The organism is Rathayibacter sp. PhB151 (assembly GCF_004366415.1).
GTDB lineage: Bacteria > Actinomycetota > Actinomycetes > Actinomycetales > Microbacteriaceae > Rathayibacter > Rathayibacter festucae.
Window position 1 is genome coordinate 733,338 of record NZ_SOEN01000007.1, and the last position, 15,875, is coordinate 749,212.

A 15,875-nucleotide genomic window follows, 5' to 3' on the forward strand; every position below is an offset into this window, starting at 1 on the left:
CAAATGGCAATGGCGGTGAAGGATGTCGAGCATCCGAGTGATTCCGGAATGCGCCGCGGGCGCGGCCTCGACTCTTCCGGAATCGTGACGTGGCAGGAGAAGACGGAAGGCCCCGGCCCGGCGAGGCGACCTCGTGCTGAGGTCGCTCGCCGGGCCGGGGCCCGCAGGTGGATCTCTCGGACTACATTCCGTCGGACAGCATCGACTGCACGAGTTTCACGTGGCGCTCGAAGCCGAGCTCGGTGTACTCGGGGTTGTAGTTCAGGCCGTAGGGCCACATGTGGCCGCCGCCGCAGTTGATGGTCGCGGTGGGGCCGTCCCAGGTGCGCAGCAGCGGAAGGGCAGAGGTCCAGCCGTTGTTCTGGCAGCGGTCGACGAAGGCGTCGTAGCCGACTCCGACGGTGTGCGAGAGCTCGTGCAGCGCCGTCCCCTCCTGCATGTAGCCGCGGTCGGCGCCGAAGCGAATGGTGCCGTTCGGGTTCGCGTCGGCGGTGGGCACACCGGGCACGTAGTAGACGGTGTAGAACCGGTCGATGTTCGAGAGGCGGTTGTAGCGCGCGACCGCCCGATCCATCGCATCGGTGATCCGGGCGTAGGCGTCGAGCTCGTCGGCGGAGGGGTTCGCTGAGCGGACGAGGGCGTAGGTCATCTTCTGCACGGTCGGGTCGGTGATGCTCCACCGCTGCACCTTCGAACCGGTGCAGGTCCACTGCTGGATCGCGGCGCCGTCGGTCTGAGCGAAGTCCCTGTCGTCGAGGCAGAGATTGCTGTGGCGGTTGAGGATCTGGCTGGATCCGCCGCCGACGTCCGTGATCTGCCACTGCTGATTGGGGGCTCCGGTGCAGGTCCACTGCCGCACCTCGGCGCCGGGAGTGGTTCCGAAGTTGTAGTCGTCCAAGCAGAGGTTGCTGAAGACGTTCTTGATCTCGGCATACCCGGTTCCCAGATCACGGATCTGCCAGCGCTGATTGCTCGCTTCCGAGCAGCTCCACTGGCGGACTTCGGCACCCGGCTGAGTGACGAAGTCGAAATCGTCCAGACACATGCTGCTGTGCTGATTGCGGATCTCCTGGGCAGCGCCGACCCCGACGGGCGCAGTCGCGGCCTCGGCAGGAGCGGCGAAGCCGAGGGTGGTCAGGCTCGCGATCAGCGCGGCCGTCATCGTTCCGAGTAGGCGTGCCTTGATGGTGGACTTCACTGTCCTGGACATGCAATGCCTTTCAGGTTCTTCGGCCGCCCTATCGGGTGGTCGACGTACTGATCCGGTCCACCGCGGATACGGTGAGAAGATCATTGATCCGGCTTTCCGGCGCATTCTTCAGAAGGTCGAAAGACGCGACTCGACGCGATGGAGAGGCCGGCCTCCGGGTCTTTCGAGGACGAGCGGATTGTTATCGTGAACACTCCTCCTGGTCCGATCTTGTGCGTGTCGGACGACTGCTGTCAAGCCGGAATGACGCCCCGACTGGGGGACAAAGCTTCATTCCGAGCGCCATTCGGCTTTGTGGCCGATGAGCGTCCGATACGAGTTCCGAATGCCGACAAGTGTCCGTTATTGGCGGGACGGATATTTAACTTGTTACCGTGAACATTTTGTTGCTACGGTGAAGCCGCCGCCACCGGGACGACACTCCTCCGTCCGCGGCCGGCCGATGGTTCGAAGCAGAGCCCGAGAGGATGCGTCACTGATGACGTCACGACTTCCGCGTCCCGGACGCCCCTCCGCCGAGTCGACCCGCGGCCGACGACGCAGGGCCGGCTGGCCGACCCTGGCGATCGCCGCACTGCTGCTGACCGGGGCGATGGCCCCGCTCGGAGCGGCCGGCGCGGCGACCACCGTGCCGGAGCCGCTCCTGCGCTACAGCTTCGACGAGAGCGGGACCTCGTCTGCCGTCGGGTCGGCGATCCCTGATGGGGCGATCGTCGCGGACGGAGCCTCGAGTCCGCACCCCGGAACCGTCGTCGGGTCCGGAGCCCGCTCGGTCGCCGGGCCCTCCGGTTCCGCCTCCGATCGCGCGCTCTCCCTCCCCGGAGGCGCGAGCGGATCGACCGCCGCCTCCGTCCGGATCGCCCCGGGGCTGATCCCGGCCGGCACGGTGGACGTCACGATGTCCGCGTGGCTGCTCTGGAGCGGCTCGCCGGAGTGCACCTGGCCCTTCACCCTCGGGTCGGGCGTCTCCGCGCACCTGCTCGCGACCACGCAGTGCGGCGCGTCCGCGTACGGGGCCCTCACGAACGGCACCGAGGTGCGCGCGTCCGCTCCGGCTCCGGTCCCCGCCGCCCGCTGGGTCCACATGGCCGTCGTCGTCGACGGCGGCGACTCCGTCTCGACCTACCTCGACGGCAGCCTCGTCGGGCGTGGGGTGACGACCTCCACCGCGGTGGCCGCGATCGGCTCCAGCACCTTCTCGGGCTACCTCGGCAAGTCGTTCTACGGCGCCGACGCCTTCTGGGCCGGTGCACTCGACGACGTCCGAGTGTGGTCCTCCGCATTGTCCGCCGAGCAGATCCAGCAGAGCGCCGCGGGTGTCCACTCCGCGCTCGCGACGAAGGACGCGGCGGTGTCGCTCGGCGGCACGTCCGCTGTCACCGCGGATCTCTCCCTCCCCGCCGGCGGCGCGAACGGCTCGACTCTCACCTGGTCCTCCAGCGCTCCCCGCACGGTCTCCAGCACCGGAGCGGTCACCCGGCCGGCCGCCGGCAGCTCCGATGCCGTCGTGCAGCTGACCCCGACCGCCACCCACGGGGCGGCGACCGTCATCGGCTCACCGATCACCGTCACCGTGAAGGCGTTCGCCGCCGGTGACAGCGTGCAGGCCGAGCTCGCTCGCGCCGTCGCCGACGCCGTGCGCAGCGACCCGGCACTGCAGGGGCCGGTCCGCGGCAGTCTCTCGCTGCCCGACTCGGGAGCCGACCTCGACGCGGTCGCCTCCCGAGCGGGAGCCGCGGACGCGGTGATCGAGTGGTCCTCCTCCGCACCCGCCGTCGTCAGCGCCGTCGATGAGGGCGCGGAGCCGGACGTCGTCCGGAAGGGCTCGGTCACCCGCGGGAGCACCGACACCGCCGTCACCCTGACCGCCACCGTGCGCGTCGCCGGGACGACCCCGGTGACGGTGTCGCTGCCGGTCACGGTGCTCGCCGCATCGCCTCTCGACCCCGCCGACCTGGACGCCTACCTGTTCGTCTACTTCACCGGCGACAGCGTCGAGGGCGAGAAGCTGCGCTTCGCGACGTCCGACGGCGACAACGCCCTGCAGTGGAAGACCCTCAACGACGCCCAGCCGGTCCTCACCTCGACCAAGGGGACCCAGGGGCTCCGAGACCCGTACATCCTGCGCTCGGCCGAGGGCGATCGCTTCTTCCTCATCGCGACCGACCTCTCCGTCGGCCGCTCGGGCTGGGGAGAGGCGACCAGCAACGGCAGCCGCCACCTGGAGGTCTGGGAGTCCACCGATCTCGTGAACTGGGGCGAGCAGCGCCACATCGAGGTCAACGTCCCGAACGCCGGGATGACCTGGGCGCCCGAGGCGACCTACGACCCGGCCATCGACGCCTACGTCGTCTACTGGACCTCCTCGATGTACCTCGACGACGCGCGCACCCGGCCCGACGGCAACGGGCCGCAGATCGTCACCTCCATCACCCGCGACTTCCGCACCTTCACCGAACCCGAGCCGTGGTTCGCCTCCGCCGACGTCGCCGGGCTGAACAAGGGCAACGGCCTGATCGACGCGACCGTGCTCAGGGAGGGCGATCAGTACTACCGCTTCACCAAGGCCACCCAGAGCTCCGGGTGCCCGTCGCCGGACATCATCGGCCAGCGCTCCAGCGACCTCCGCGCCACCACCGCCTCCGGCGCCTGGAGCCTCATCGACACCTGCATCGGCCGCACCGCCGGCACCCCCGAGGTGGAGGGTCCCGAGATCTTCCGCGCCAACCCCGGCGACACCAGCGGCTACCGGTACTTCCTCTGGGTCGACAACTACGGGGGAGTGGGGTACATCCCGCTCGGGACGAACTCGCTCGAGGGCGACATCCAGTGGACGTACCCCGCCGCGTTCTCGCTGCCGAGCTCGCCCCGGCACGGCTCCGTGGTGTCGATCACGGCGAAGGAGCGCGACGCGCTCGCGGCGAAGTGGAACCCGGCCCTCCTGGTCACCTCGGTGAAGCCCGTCGCCGCCACCGCCCCGGTCGGCGCCACGACGGTGGCACTGCCCGCCACCGTCTCGGCCGGCTTCCGGGACGGTCACAGCGAGACCGTCGGCGTGACCTGGCGCACGGCCGACCTCTCAGGGCTGAAGAAGGCCGGCGACAGCGTCCAGGTGACGGGACGGCTGCAGAACTCGTCGGCGACCCTCGCCGTGGCGACGATCACGGCCACGGCGCCCCCGGCGGCCCCCGCGATCGCGGCGACGGCCACGGCGTCGACCCGCTGCGTGCAGGGCAAGGTCGTCCTCTCGGTCGTCGCGACGAACCCGAACGCCTTCCCGGTGAAGATGGTCGTCACCTCGACCTCGGGCTCGAAGACGTTCGCGGAGGTGGCCGCCGGCAAGAGCGTCACCCACTCGTTCACGACCCGCACCGCTGCGCTGCCCGCCGGCTCCGCGACCGCCACGGCCACCGCGTTCGTCGCGGGCAAGCCGGCCACCGCGACGGCCACGGCGCCGTACGCGGCGGCGAGCTGCGGCTGAACCCTGTTCCTTCCACGACCCGACCGACCACCCGACACCACTGAACCGGACGGCGAAGCTGCCGTCTCGAGAACGGAGAACACCCGCATGCAGAACCACACCTCCACGGCTCGCTCCTTCCTCCTCCGCGGCGCCGCCGGTCTCGCCGGAGGCCTGCTCCTACTCGGCGTCGCCGGCACCGCCTTCGCCGACGAGCAGCAGGGCGCGGACGACGTCGACGTGAACGTGCAGATCGCGCCGCTGACCGGCGGCGGCGCCCTCTCGATGACCGTCGCGAGCGACTCCACCGCCCTGACCGAGAACGGCTCGAACAGCGTCGTCCGCCAGTTCACCGGCACCCTGCCGACCGTGACGGTGACCGACACCCGCGACCCGGCCGACATCCCGGCGGAGGCCGGCTGGTACGTCCTCGGAACCGCGAGCGACTTCACCTCGTCGACCGGCGACATCATCGGCGCGGAGAACCTCGGCTGGGCGCCGAACCTGATCGACGGCGGCGACTCCGGCCTCGTCGCCGAGGGCGACGTCGTCGACACCGCCATCGACGGCGGCCCCGACGGCGTCGGCCTCGTCGACCAGGAGCTGCTCGCCATCACCAACGACAGCGCCGGCGTCGCGGAGGAGGGCTCCTGGACCGCGAACGCGGCCCTGACCCTGAAGACCCCGACCACCGTCGACGCGGGCGACTACAGCTCGACGCTCACCCTCTCCCTCTTCGAGTGACCCGGCGCACGCCGACCGAGCGGCCGCCGTCGTGCCCCTTCGATGCTGGTCGAGTAGCCACCCCCCGGCGGCGCGTGCGCGTCATGCTGGTCGAGTAGCCGCCGCAGGCGGCGTATCGAGACCCACCCTGCCGAGCACGGTCGATCTCGACCCACCCACTCCGCGGCCCACTCGATCAGCACGCCGACGTCCCCGCCCGCCACCGCCCGCCCCTTTCCCCCAGGGATGACCTTGCGCTCACCGCACCCCCGATCACTCGGCCTCCGCTCCTGATGGCAGCCTTCCGCCCTGACGCGGTTCCCATCACCTGCCGCTCCTGCGCCGCCGGCCGGTCCCTCGACGCCCTGATCCTCATCGAGCTCGCGCGAGGCGTGAACTGCGATGAATCGCGCCTGCTGTCGGCTCTGGCGGTTCGAGTGGATCACCGGATCGGCCTCGTGCAGTTGCGGTCACGACTCCGCGAGCTCACGAACCGAGGCATGGTGCTCCTGGAAGGACACCGTCGAACGATGCTGCTGCGCATCGCGCAGTTCTCGATCACGCGTGCCGGGCGGGACTCCCTCGCCGCTCACGCGCGAGCGCTGGACCTCCTCGCGGAGGAGATCCATGTCGCGCTCCTCACCCGGCGCTGACGGCGACGCCGCCGAACCCACGCGCGCACCGAGGTCGGGACGGGGCCCGTGGTCGCCACGGTGCGGTGACAGGGCCCCGCGCGGTCGCCGGTCAGCCCGCAGGGCGGCCGCTCGTGCCCGTCCAGCAGCCACCGATGCGGCCACTCCTGCTGCCACGAAGAGCCACCGAGGCAGCCCATCGTGCTGGTCGAGTAGCCGCCTCCAGCGGCAGATCGAGCGGAGGGAGCGCCTTCGGTGCCGGCGCAGGGCGGGGAAGAGACAGCCGTCCTCACGCTGGGCGGGTCTCGATACGCCTCTTCGGGGCTACTCGACCAGCATGTCTGCGGACGTCTCTTCCCAGTAGACCCACCCGTTGGTCGAGTAGCCGCCTTCGGAGGCGTATCGAGACCCCACATCGCCGAGACATCCGGGAGCGAGTCTCCTCCACACTCGTCGATCCGACGGCGTTGTCCCCGATCAGCCCATGGTTCCGGTCCCGGTGTCGGTGGCTCCTGCTTCAATACGCGTATGTCAGAAGATGAGAATGCGGCAGCACTCGCGGAGGTGCGCGACTGCTTCACCGACGCCGCCGCCACCGAGCGCGCCGCATCCCCGACGCGCCTGAGAACCGCGGAACGCATCCACCGCGGCTACCGCGTCGCGCTCACCGTCCCGGAATCGTTCGCTCGCGGCACGTCCCGCAGTGAGACCCGGGTCCTCGTCGAGCGCTCCATCCGCGCCGAGCTCGCGGTAACGCTCGGCGTCTCCGAGCGAGACGTCTCGCGCCGCCTCGAGACCGCGCAGATGCTGATGGAGCACCTGCCGCTCACTCGCGCCCTGCTCAGGGACGCGCGGATCCTCTGGGAGGCGGGCGAGGCGATCTGCAGAACCGCGATCAGCCTTCCCGAGGCCTCCCGCGCGGCCCTCGACGAGCGCGCGGCCGACGCCGCGCTCACGATGACGACGACCCAGCTGCGCCGCGCCCTGAGTCGCTGGCGCGAGGAACTGCACGAGCAGCCCCTTGCCGAGCGCCACTCCCGCGCCACGCTGGACCGCGCGGTCTGGGTCACACCGGATGTCGACGGCATGGCCACGCTCTGCGTCCACGCTCCCGCGCCGGCGGTGACGGGCGCGTACGACCGGCTGCGCCGCATCGCGCGCACCCTCCGCGATGACGGCGACCCCCACACCCTGCAGCAGCTCAGCGCGGACGCCGCGGTCGATCTGCTCTGCGACGGCGACATCGCCGGCACCACCCCGGACCCCGAGCACCGACCCGACCCGACCTTCGTCCCCGGAGTGCGGGCCGAGGTGCGCCTCACCCTCGCCGCCTCGACCGCGGTCGGTCTCGACGATGCGCACGCGGACCTCGACGGCTACGGACCGGTCCCCGCACCGATCGAGCGCGAGCTGATCCGCACCGCAGCCTCCTTCACCCGCGTCCTCACCGACTCCGATACCGGCGCGGTCGTCTCCGTGGGCCGCACCTACCGCGTCCCACCGCCGCAGATGCGCCTGCACCTGCAGCTGCGGGACCAGACCTGCCGCTTCGCCGGCTGCACCCGCCCCGCCAGCACCAGCGAGGCCGACCACACCCTCGAGTGGCGCAACGGCGGAGAGACCTCCCTCGAGAACCTCGTCTCGCTCTGCACTTCGCACCACCACGTCCGGCACGGGGACCAATGGACCTACGTCACAAGCGGTGACGGGACAATCGTCTGGACGAGCCCGACGGGCCGGCGGATCAGCAGCCAGCCACCGGCACTACCCGGGCGTCCGCCCGACCCGCCACCGAAGCCCCGCTTCGACGACGTACCCGCACCGTTCTGACGACCGTGGATCTCGATACGCCCGCTGCGCGGGCTACTCGATCAGCATGCACCGCGCGGGACGTCGGTGTGAGCCCGTACGTGCTGCACGAACCGCACTCAGGGTGCGCTGGCGCACGTCCGCACAGGCTGGTCGAGCAGCGCGCAGCGCGTGTCGAGACCCGCCGTGGTCAGGCAGGCAGCCGCTGGGGCTGCGACACGGGGGACTCGGTCGGCACGGCGGCGGCGGCCACCGACGCCGGGTCCTCGCCGCTGCGCAGGGGGAGGAGGCGGAAGTGCTGGCGGTAGGGGCCCTTCTCCGGGGTGTTGCTGTACTTCTCCGGGCGCGTCTGCACGTCCCAGTTGCCGCCCTGGAGGCCCTCCTGGGCGGCGTCGACCCGGACGACCGTCCTCGTCGACGAGGGGACCTCGTGCCAGTGCCGGCGGTCGGCCAGCTCGTCCGGGCTGTTCGGCTGAGCGTTGAAGAACATGCTCCCGGCCGACGTGCTGCCGCCGGACGTGCTGCCGTCGGACGCACTGCCGCCGGACGCACTGCCGCCGGAGGTGCCGTCGCCGGCCAGGACGAGCACGCCCGCGCCGCCGCCGTCGACGAGGGCGGCCCAGCGGGTGTCGGCCTTGTTCGCGCTGTCCTGCGGGCGGCTGTATCGGGTCGGCTGGTCGGCGACGGCACCGCTCCAGCGGCCGAAGAACGCCGACGCCCGGCGGTCGGCGGACGACTCGTGCGGGCCGCGGCCGTACCAGTGCAAAGTCGAAAGCTCCGGCGCGAGCCCGAACGTGGTGCCGACGACCTGCGGGTTCGGCGTGCCCTCGACCGGCGAGAAGGTGGAGCGCACGTCGACCTGACCCGTGCCGTGGATCGTGTAGACGATCGACTGCGGAGAGGTCGTCACCCGGCCGCTCGGCCGGAACGGCACCGCCGTCGTCACCGACCCGTCGACCGTGATGCGGACGGCGCCCGGCGTCTCCTCGACGTCCACCCGATCGATCGCCCACTCCTCGCCGACGCCGCGCCAGGGCAGCGACGGCTCCGGGCGCTCGAGCCGGATGTCCGGGATGGAGAGCTCGGGGTCGTTCGGGGTGCGCCAGAAGTTCGGCAGCAGCGGCGCGGCGAGCCGCTCGCGACCGCCGTAGCGGAGCGAGGTCAGGCGGCCGGTGGAGCGGTCGACGGTCGCGGAGAACGCGGGCCCGCGCACGACGATCGCCGTGCCCTCCTCGGTCGCGGTCACCGGCGGCAGCTCCCGCGGCGCCCGGCGGCGGGCCGCAGAGGCGTCGACGGGCAGCTCGAACTGGGCGCGCGCGACGACGTGTCCCTCCTCCGCCCAGGCGGTGGGAGCGGCGAGTGCCAGCTGCACGTCGAGGCGGTACTCGCGCGCCGCGTCCTGCGCGGCGGGCTCCGGCAGCGGGTAGGGCAGCGTGACCCGCCCCTCCTCCTGCGGGCCGATGGCCCACTCCGCGCCGGGCAGCGAGCCCCGCTGCACCGGCTCGCCGTCCGCCGACACGGTCCAGTGCACGACGTAGCCGTCGAGCCCGGTGAACAGGTGCTCGTTCGCGACGAGGAGCTCGCCGGCGCGCAGATCGACCGCGGTGACGGAGACCGGCTGGTACGCGAGCGCCGCCTCGGCCAGCTTCGGGGTCGGCGTGCGGTCGGCGAGGACGAGGCCGCTCATGTGGGCGCTCTCCTGGTTCGGCTCGTCGCCCCAGTCGCCGCCGTAGGCGAGGAACTCCTCCTCGGGCCGGTCGGGGCGCGGCCAGTACAGGCCCTTGTCAGCCCAGTCCCAGAGGAAGCCGCCGGGCATCGCGCGCGGGTCCTCACGGGCGGCCGCCCAGTACTCCTCGAGGTAGCCGGAGGTGTTGCCCTGGCTGAAGGCGTACTCGACCAGCAGGTAGGGCCGCGGATCCCGGCGCGAGCGCTCGGCGAACTGCGCGACCGGCGGGTAGAAGTCGCCGTCGAAGTCCGAGAGGCCGGCCGGGACGACCCAGGTGCCGGAGCCGACGGGGTCCTGGTAGCTGACGGGGCGGGTCGGGTCGTGCTCCTTCGCCCACTCGTACATCGCCTGCAGGTTCGCGCCGACTCCGGACTCGTTGCCGATCGACCAGGCGATCACGCTGGGGTGGTTCTTGTCCCGCTCGACCATGCTCCGCATCCGCTGGAGCAGGGGAGCGCGCAGCTCCGGGCGGTCGCCGGGCAGGAAGGGCGCCCCGTCGTCGTCGATGCGGTTGATGTGCGTCTCGTTGTTCGCCTCGTCGACGAGGTAGAGCCCGTACTCGTCGGCCAGGTCGTACCAGCGCGGGTCGTTCGGGTAGTGCGAGGTGCGGACGGCCGTGATGTTGCTCTGCTTCATCAGCCGGATGTCCGCGATCATGTCGTCGCGGCTCAGCGTGCGGCCGGTGCCCGGGCTCCACTCGTGCCGGTTGACGCCGCGGAGCGAGACCGCCCGGCCGTTCACGAGCAGCACGCCGTCCACGATCTCGACGCGGCGGAAGCCGACCCGGACGGCGACGCGCTCGAGGACGGCGCCGGTCGCGTCGCTCAGCTCGACGACGAGCGTGGAGATTTCGGGGGTCTCCGCGGACCAGAGTCGCGGGGACGAGACGGGGATGCTCGCCTGGTTCTCCGCGCGGCCGTCGGTGTCGAGAACGACCGTCCGACTCTGTCCGCCGACCTCCGCCGCACCCGGCGCGGTGCCGTCGAACAGCCGCATGCGGAGCTCGAGACCGGCCGCGGACGCTCCGGGGCGCGCGTCGATCGCGACCGAGACCTCGACCGACCCGGCGGTGAACGTGTCATCGAGCGGCGTGCGCACCGTGACGTCGCGGATCATCGCCGCCGCGCGCGAGAGCAGCCGCACGCTCCGGAAGATCCCCGAGAGGCGGACGTTGTCCTGGTTCTCGAGGTAGGAGCCCGTGCACCAGCGGTGCACCTCGACGGCGAGGACGTTCGAGCCGGCCCGCACGTGCTCCGTGACCTCGAACTCGCCCGTCGTGTAGCTGTCCTCCCGGTAGCCGAGGCGCTGCCCGTTGAGCCACACCGAGCAAGCCGACTCCACGCCGTCGAACTGGAGGAAGGTGCGGCGCTCGGCCCAGCCGTCCGGCAGCTCGAAGGCGGTGCGGTACTGGCCGACCGGGTTGTAGAGGGTCGGCGCGTTCGGGTAGTCGCCGCGCGGGTCCGGCTGCTCGTGCCGCCCGTTCGCGCCGGTCCACGGCAGCACGAGATTGGTGCCGATCGGGAAGTCGTAGCCGTGCAGCTGCCAGCTGGCGGGGACGGGGACGGTCGGCCAGGCCGAGTCGTCCCAGTCCTCGGCCGCGAAGCCGTCCAGGCGGGCGGCCGGGTTCGGCGCCCAGTGGAAGCGCCAGTCGCCGTCGAGGCTGTGCGCGAGCGGCGTGCTCGCGCGGTCGCCCTCCAGTGCGGCGTCGAGCGTGGCGAAGGGGGTGAGCTGGGCGTGCGCCGGCTCCGTGCCCCACTCGAACACGTCGGGGTCGTTCCACTCCTGGGCGAGGGTCATGCGGTGCTCCTTGGGGTGCGTCGTGCGTGGGGCGTCGGGCTTGGTGCGTCGGGCGTGCAGCGGTGCGGGCGGTGACAGCGGAGTCCCCTCCCGCCGCCCGGGTCGCGGGCGAGGGGAGGGGACGGGTGAGCCGCTACTGGTCGTAGGCGCTCTGCCAGATCTCGGCGTAGCGGTCCGCGCCGAGGCTGGTCAGGGCGTCGAGGTAGGACTGCCAGTCGGCGTCGCTCTCGGGGTCGCGGACGCCGGTGACGAACTCGGCGGTCGTCGTGGCGACGCTGCTCTCGACGTTGGCGGTGAGGGTGGAGAGCTCGCTCGCGTCCTCCGAGGGGACCCAGATGTTCCAGTAGGGGAACATCGCGTCCGACTCCTTGCCGGCGTACTGGTCGGTCGCCTCGAACAGGCGGCGCTCGAAGCCCGCCTCGGTGTAGATGTCGAGCGGCTGGACCTGGCTGGCGCGGAACTCGGCCGTGTCGAACACCTGGGCCATCGGGCCCCAGTTGCCGTTGTAGTCGGCCTCGTTCGCCTCGTCCATCTTCGTGTCGACGAGGGACGGCTCGAGGCTCTGGTCGAGCGCGATCTCGCCCTCCTCGGGGGCGCGCCAGCCGATGCCCTCCTCGCCGAACTCACCGCGGACGTGGCCCTCCGGCGAGAACAGGTAGTCCATCATCTCGACGATGACCTTCTGCTCCACCTCGTCGGCCGCCTTGGTCACGACGAAGGTCGCACCGGGGACGCTCGGGAGCAGGAAGGTGGCGTTCTGGCCGCCGGGGCCCGTCAGCGGCGGGAGCAGGTCGTACTGCGTGTCGCGCCCGTCCTCCTGGCCGATGGTCACGGCGAAGCCGGGGTGGATGGCGGTGAAGCCGCCGATCAGGACACCCTGCGCCGCGTTGCCGGTCGCGGTCATCTGGTCGCCGCCCTGCGAGAAGGTGGCGGGGTCGATCAGACCGGCGTCCCACAGCTTGCGGAGGAACTTGAGGCCGTCGCGCCAGCCGTCCTGCATGGTCTGCAGCTGCACGGTGTCGCCGTCGAGACCGAGCGAGACGGGCTGGCCGTTCGCGCCGGAGCCGGTGTTGAACGCGTTGTAGATGAAGGCGTTCATGATGTACGGCACCAGCGACTGCTGGGTGCTGCCGGTCAGCGGGATCTCGTCGGCCTGGCCGTTGCCGTTCGGGTCCTGGGTCTTGAAGGCCTGCATCACCGCGAAGAACTCGTCGGGGGTGGTCGGAGCGGCGAGCCCGAGGGTGTCGAGCCAGTCGGTGTTGATCCAGAACTTGTAGGGGTAGGAGCAGTGATAGCAGTCGTTCCACTGCGGCAGGCCCCAGATCTTCCCGTCCGGGGTCTCGGTGAGCTCCTTGAAGCCCGGCTCCGCGTCGAGGGCCGCCTTGATGTTCGGGCCGTTCTCGTCGATGAGGTCGTTGAGCTGCACGAGCAGGCCCTGGTCGCCGTAGCGCTGGAGTTCGGCGCGGCTGAACTGCGAGGCCCACGGGACGAGCATGTACGCCTCGGGCAGGTCGCCGCCGGCGAGCGAGATCTGGCGGGCCTCGGCCGCCTCGGACGCGCCGTAGGAGGTGGTCTCGAACTGGATGTCCACGTCGAACTTGTCCTCGAGGACCTTGGTGAACGAGTTGGTGTTCAGGTCGATCTGCGCGCCCTGCTCGCCGAAGATCCGGATGACCTTGCGGTCCGCCTCCGGGCTCTCGCCGGTGCAGCCGGTGAGCCCGATGATCGCGGTGGTGAGGACGGCGCCGAGGAGGAGGTGCTTCCTCCGCGCGGCGACTCTGCCGTGCTGTGTGCGAGAGAACTGCTGTGTGCGAGAGAACAAGGTGTTTCCTTCCATGGGTGAGAGAGCCGCGGGGGAGTTCCGCGCGACCGGGAGGAGTCGGCCCGCGAGGGGCGGGCTCGGGGGTGCTCAGCCCTTGACGGCGCCGAGCATGATGCCCTTGTTGAAGTACCGGGCGACGAAGGGGTAGAGGATCATCACCGGGACCGTCGAGATGACGATCAGCGAGTACTTGAGGAGATCCGCGAGCTGCTGGCGCTCGATCTGCGCGGCCGCGTCCATGCCCGGTGTCGCCTGATTGAGGATCAGGACGTTCCGCAGCACGAGCTGCAGCGGATAGAGGCTTGGATCGCGGAGATAGAGCAGGGCGTCGAAGTAGGAGTTCCACTGGTAGATCGCGTACATCAGCGCGACCACCGCGAGCAGCGGCTTCGAGAGCGGGAGCACGATCGTCCAGAGGAAGCGCAGATCGCTCGCGCCGTCCAGCTGCGCCGCCTCGTAGAGCTCGTCCGGGATGGAGGAGCGGAAGAAGACGACCGCGATGATCACCTGCCAGACGCCGACGGCCTGGGGGAGGATCAGCGCCCAGCGGGTGTCGAGCAGGCCGAGCTGCTGCACCACCAGATAGGTGGGGATGATGCCGCCGGCGAAGAGCATCGTGAAGATGACGCCGAGGGTGATCCCGCCGCGGCCCCAGAAGTCCTTCCGCGAGAGCGGATAGGCGATCGCGACGGTCAGCGCGAGGCTGACGAAGGTGCCGGCGGCCGTGTAGAAGAGCGAGTTGGCGAAGCCGGTGACGATCGTCGAGTCGCCGAGGGCGCGCTCGTAGCCCTCGAGGGTGAAGTCGATCGGCCAGAAGCTCACCCGGCCGGACGAGACGGCCAGCGGCGAGCTGAACGAGCTGGCCAGGATGTAGAGCAGCGGCAGGAGGACTGCGAGCAGGAACGTCGTGAGCAGGACGTAGACGGCGATCATGAAGACGCGGTCGACCATCGGGTCCTTGATCCGGGTCGCGCGCTGCCGGCGGCGCGGCGGCCGGGCGGCCTCGCCGTCCTCGTGAGCGGTGGTCGATGGCGTGTCGAGTGCGGTCACCAGAGCCCCTGTCCCGTGATCCGCTTCGCGAGCGAGTTGACGCCCAGGAGCAGGACCAGATTGATCATTCCGTTGAAGAGCCCGATGGCCGCGGCCTGACTGAAGTCGGCGTTGAGCAGACCCACCTTGTAGACGTAGGTGGGGATGATCTCGGACTGCGAGAGATTGAGGGAGTTCTGCAGGAGGAAGGCCTTCTCGAATCCGATCGCCATCACATTGCCGACGCCGAGGATCAGGATGGTGATCGCCGTGGGCATGATGCCCGGGATATCGACGTGCCAGATCTTCTGCAGCCGGCTCGCGCCGTCCATCCGGGCGGCCTCCTAGAGCGAGGTGTCGATGGAGGAGAGGGCCGCCAGATAGAGGACGGCGGAATAGCCGGTCGTCTGCCAGACGTCGCTGAAGACGTAGATGTGCCGGAAGAAGTCCGGGTCGCCGAGGAAGTCGATCGCCCCGAGTCCGAAGAACGACGTGACGTCGCTGACCGGGCCGAGCTTGGGCGAGAGGAACAGGATCGTCATCGAGATCACGACGACCGTGGAGATGAAGTAGGGCGCGTAGGTGACCATCTGCACGGTGCGCTGGAAGAAGCGCAGCCGCACCTCGTTCAGGGCCAGCGCGAGCAGGATCGGGAACGGGAAGCCGGCCAGCACCACGTAGGCGGAGAGCAGGAAGGTGTTCTTCAGCAGCGTCCAGAAGATCGGGTTCGAGAAGAACCGCTCGAAGTGCTTGAGGCCCACCCAGGGGCTGCCCCAGACGCCGTCGATGACGTTGTAGTCCTTGAACGCGATGATCGCGTTCGACATTGGCACGTACTTGAAGACGAGGAAGTAGAGCAGCGGCGCCAGGATCAGCAGGTAGAGCTGCCAGTGCCGCCGGAAGCTGCGCCGGGCGGCGCGGAAGCCGCGGGCGTTCGAGCGGCCTCGGATCGACGCCGGGCCGCCGGGGACCGGCGCCTCCGGACCGGGGGCGCCGGGCACGGTCGAGCCGGGGACGGTGGTCCCGGGGGCGCCGGTCAGCGGCATCACCATGCCGTGCCAACCGGTGTGGGGAGGAGGGGCGGACGGGTCGCCGTGCAGGCGTCGCGTGCCCCAGGTCGGGTCGTCATGTCGAGAGCATCCAATCGCCGGTGATTCGGAACGAGGACGAGACTAAGCAGCCGATAACTCCCGTGTCAATAAGAAAACGAAACGTTTCGTGTACTTCTCGAGCGATGCCTGGAAAAGACGGGGGCGGTGATTCTTTCGAAAGTGTAAGAAGACGTTATTGCGAAAGTTCCGGCTATTCTTGCGAAAGCGGGCGAAGGTGGATCCGCGATAATCCGATGAATCCGAGAACGGCCGAGTCTGCGCCGTCCATGCTGGTCGAGCAGCGCGCAGTGCGCATCGAGACCCACGCTCTGCAGGACGGCGGATCTCGATACGCCCGCTCCGCGGGCTACTCGATCAGCATGGAGGGGGCCCACGCCGCGGGCTGCTGGGTCGGCATGCGGGGGCCGCTGCGCGGGCTGCTGGGTCGGCATGCACGGCGCGCTGCGCGGGGCGAGTGCATCGCAGCCCCTCCATGCTGGTCGAGTAGCGCGGAGCGCGTATCGAGACCCGGGCTCCGGCGGACGATGGATCTCGATACGCCCGCGGCGCGGGCTG

General features: G+C 70.4%; 10 protein-coding genes. 4 read left to right on the top strand and 6 right to left on the bottom strand.

Annotation, left to right across the window (positions count from 1 at the left end; all coding sequences use genetic code 11):
• Nucleotides 1–181: 181 nt before the first annotated feature.
• The gene (locus tag EDF35_RS10835) at nucleotides 182–1,210 is read right to left on the bottom strand and encodes an RICIN domain-containing protein (RefSeq protein ID WP_166674079.1); all 1,029 of its coding nucleotides are present in this window, start codon (nucleotides 1,208–1,210) and stop codon (nucleotides 182–184) included.
• A gap of 478 nt (nucleotides 1,211–1,688) precedes the next feature.
• On the opposite strand from EDF35_RS10835, the gene EDF35_RS10840 reads away from it, so the two are divergent.
• From EDF35_RS10840 to EDF35_RS10855, 4 genes are all read left to right on the top strand, one after another.
• Nucleotides 1,689–4,691 (top strand): LamG-like jellyroll fold domain-containing protein, encoded by a 3,003-nt coding sequence (locus EDF35_RS10840; protein WP_166674080.1) that lies wholly within the window; start codon nucleotides 1,689–1,691, stop codon nucleotides 4,689–4,691.
• An 87-nt stretch (nucleotides 4,692–4,778) separates the two neighbouring features.
• The gene (locus EDF35_RS20825) at nucleotides 4,779–5,414 is read left to right on the top strand and encodes a hypothetical protein (protein ID WP_166674081.1); all 636 of its coding nucleotides are present in this window, start codon (nucleotides 4,779–4,781) and stop codon (nucleotides 5,412–5,414) included.
• A 272-nt stretch (nucleotides 5,415–5,686) separates the two neighbouring features.
• Complete coding sequence (locus tag EDF35_RS10850; protein WP_123703838.1) at nucleotides 5,687–6,046, top strand: hypothetical protein; 360 nt, start codon at nucleotides 5,687–5,689, stop codon at nucleotides 6,044–6,046.
• A gap of 507 nt (nucleotides 6,047–6,553) precedes the next feature.
• Entirely contained in the window at nucleotides 6,554–7,855 is a 1,302-nt protein-coding gene (locus EDF35_RS10855; RefSeq protein ID WP_123703840.1) for an HNH endonuclease signature motif containing protein, read from the top strand.
• 169 nt (nucleotides 7,856–8,024) lie between these two features.
• On the opposite strand, the gene EDF35_RS10860 is transcribed toward EDF35_RS10855, so the two are convergent.
• From EDF35_RS10860 to EDF35_RS10875, 5 genes are all read right to left on the bottom strand, one after another.
• Complete coding sequence (locus EDF35_RS10860; RefSeq protein ID WP_133962330.1) at nucleotides 8,025–11,357, bottom strand: glycoside hydrolase family 2 TIM barrel-domain containing protein; 3,333 nt, start codon at nucleotides 11,355–11,357, stop codon at nucleotides 8,025–8,027.
• Between the two features lie 133 nt (nucleotides 11,358–11,490).
• Nucleotides 11,491–13,179 (bottom strand): extracellular solute-binding protein, encoded by a 1,689-nt coding sequence (locus EDF35_RS10865; RefSeq protein WP_166674082.1) that lies wholly within the window; start codon nucleotides 13,177–13,179, stop codon nucleotides 11,491–11,493.
• An 87-nt stretch (nucleotides 13,180–13,266) separates the two neighbouring features.
• The gene (locus tag EDF35_RS10870; RefSeq protein WP_243586899.1) at nucleotides 13,267–14,229 is read right to left on the bottom strand and encodes a carbohydrate ABC transporter permease; all 963 of its coding nucleotides are present in this window, start codon (nucleotides 14,227–14,229) and stop codon (nucleotides 13,267–13,269) included.
• A complete protein-coding gene (locus EDF35_RS21230; RefSeq protein ID WP_243839931.1) occupies nucleotides 14,226–14,540 on the bottom strand; it encodes a hypothetical protein in 315 nt (104 codons plus the stop codon). The genes EDF35_RS10870 and EDF35_RS21230 overlap by 4 nt, the downstream gene beginning before the upstream one ends.
• A 12-nt stretch (nucleotides 14,541–14,552) precedes the next feature.
• Entirely contained in the window at nucleotides 14,553–15,260 is a 708-nt protein-coding gene (locus EDF35_RS10875) for a hypothetical protein (protein ID WP_243839932.1), read from the bottom strand.
• Nucleotides 15,261–15,875 lie beyond the last annotated feature (615 nt).

What these genes read in the sequence shown, in the direction of transcription:
- EDF35_RS10835 (WP_166674079.1), bottom strand. Translation starts at nt 1,210, where the DNA reads ATGTCCAGGACAGTGAAGTCCACCATCAAGGCACGCCTACTCGGAACG.
- EDF35_RS10840 (WP_166674080.1), top strand. Translation starts at nt 1,689, where the DNA reads ATGACGTCACGACTTCCGCGTCCCGGACGCCCCTCCGCCGAGTCGACC.
- EDF35_RS20825 (WP_166674081.1), top strand. Translation starts at nt 4,779, where the DNA reads ATGCAGAACCACACCTCCACGGCTCGCTCCTTCCTCCTCCGCGGCGCC.
- EDF35_RS10850 (WP_123703838.1), top strand. Translation starts at nt 5,687, where the DNA reads ATGGCAGCCTTCCGCCCTGACGCGGTTCCCATCACCTGCCGCTCCTGC.
- EDF35_RS10855 (WP_123703840.1), top strand. Translation starts at nt 6,554, where the DNA reads ATGTCAGAAGATGAGAATGCGGCAGCACTCGCGGAGGTGCGCGACTGC.
- EDF35_RS10860 (WP_133962330.1), bottom strand. Translation starts at nt 11,357, where the DNA reads ATGACCCTCGCCCAGGAGTGGAACGACCCCGACGTGTTCGAGTGGGGC.
- EDF35_RS21230 (WP_243839931.1), bottom strand. Translation starts at nt 14,540, where the DNA reads ATGGACGGCGCGAGCCGGCTGCAGAAGATCTGGCACGTCGATATCCCG.
- EDF35_RS10875 (WP_243839932.1), bottom strand. Translation starts at nt 15,260, where the DNA reads ATGGTGATGCCGCTGACCGGCGCCCCCGGGACCACCGTCCCCGGCTCG.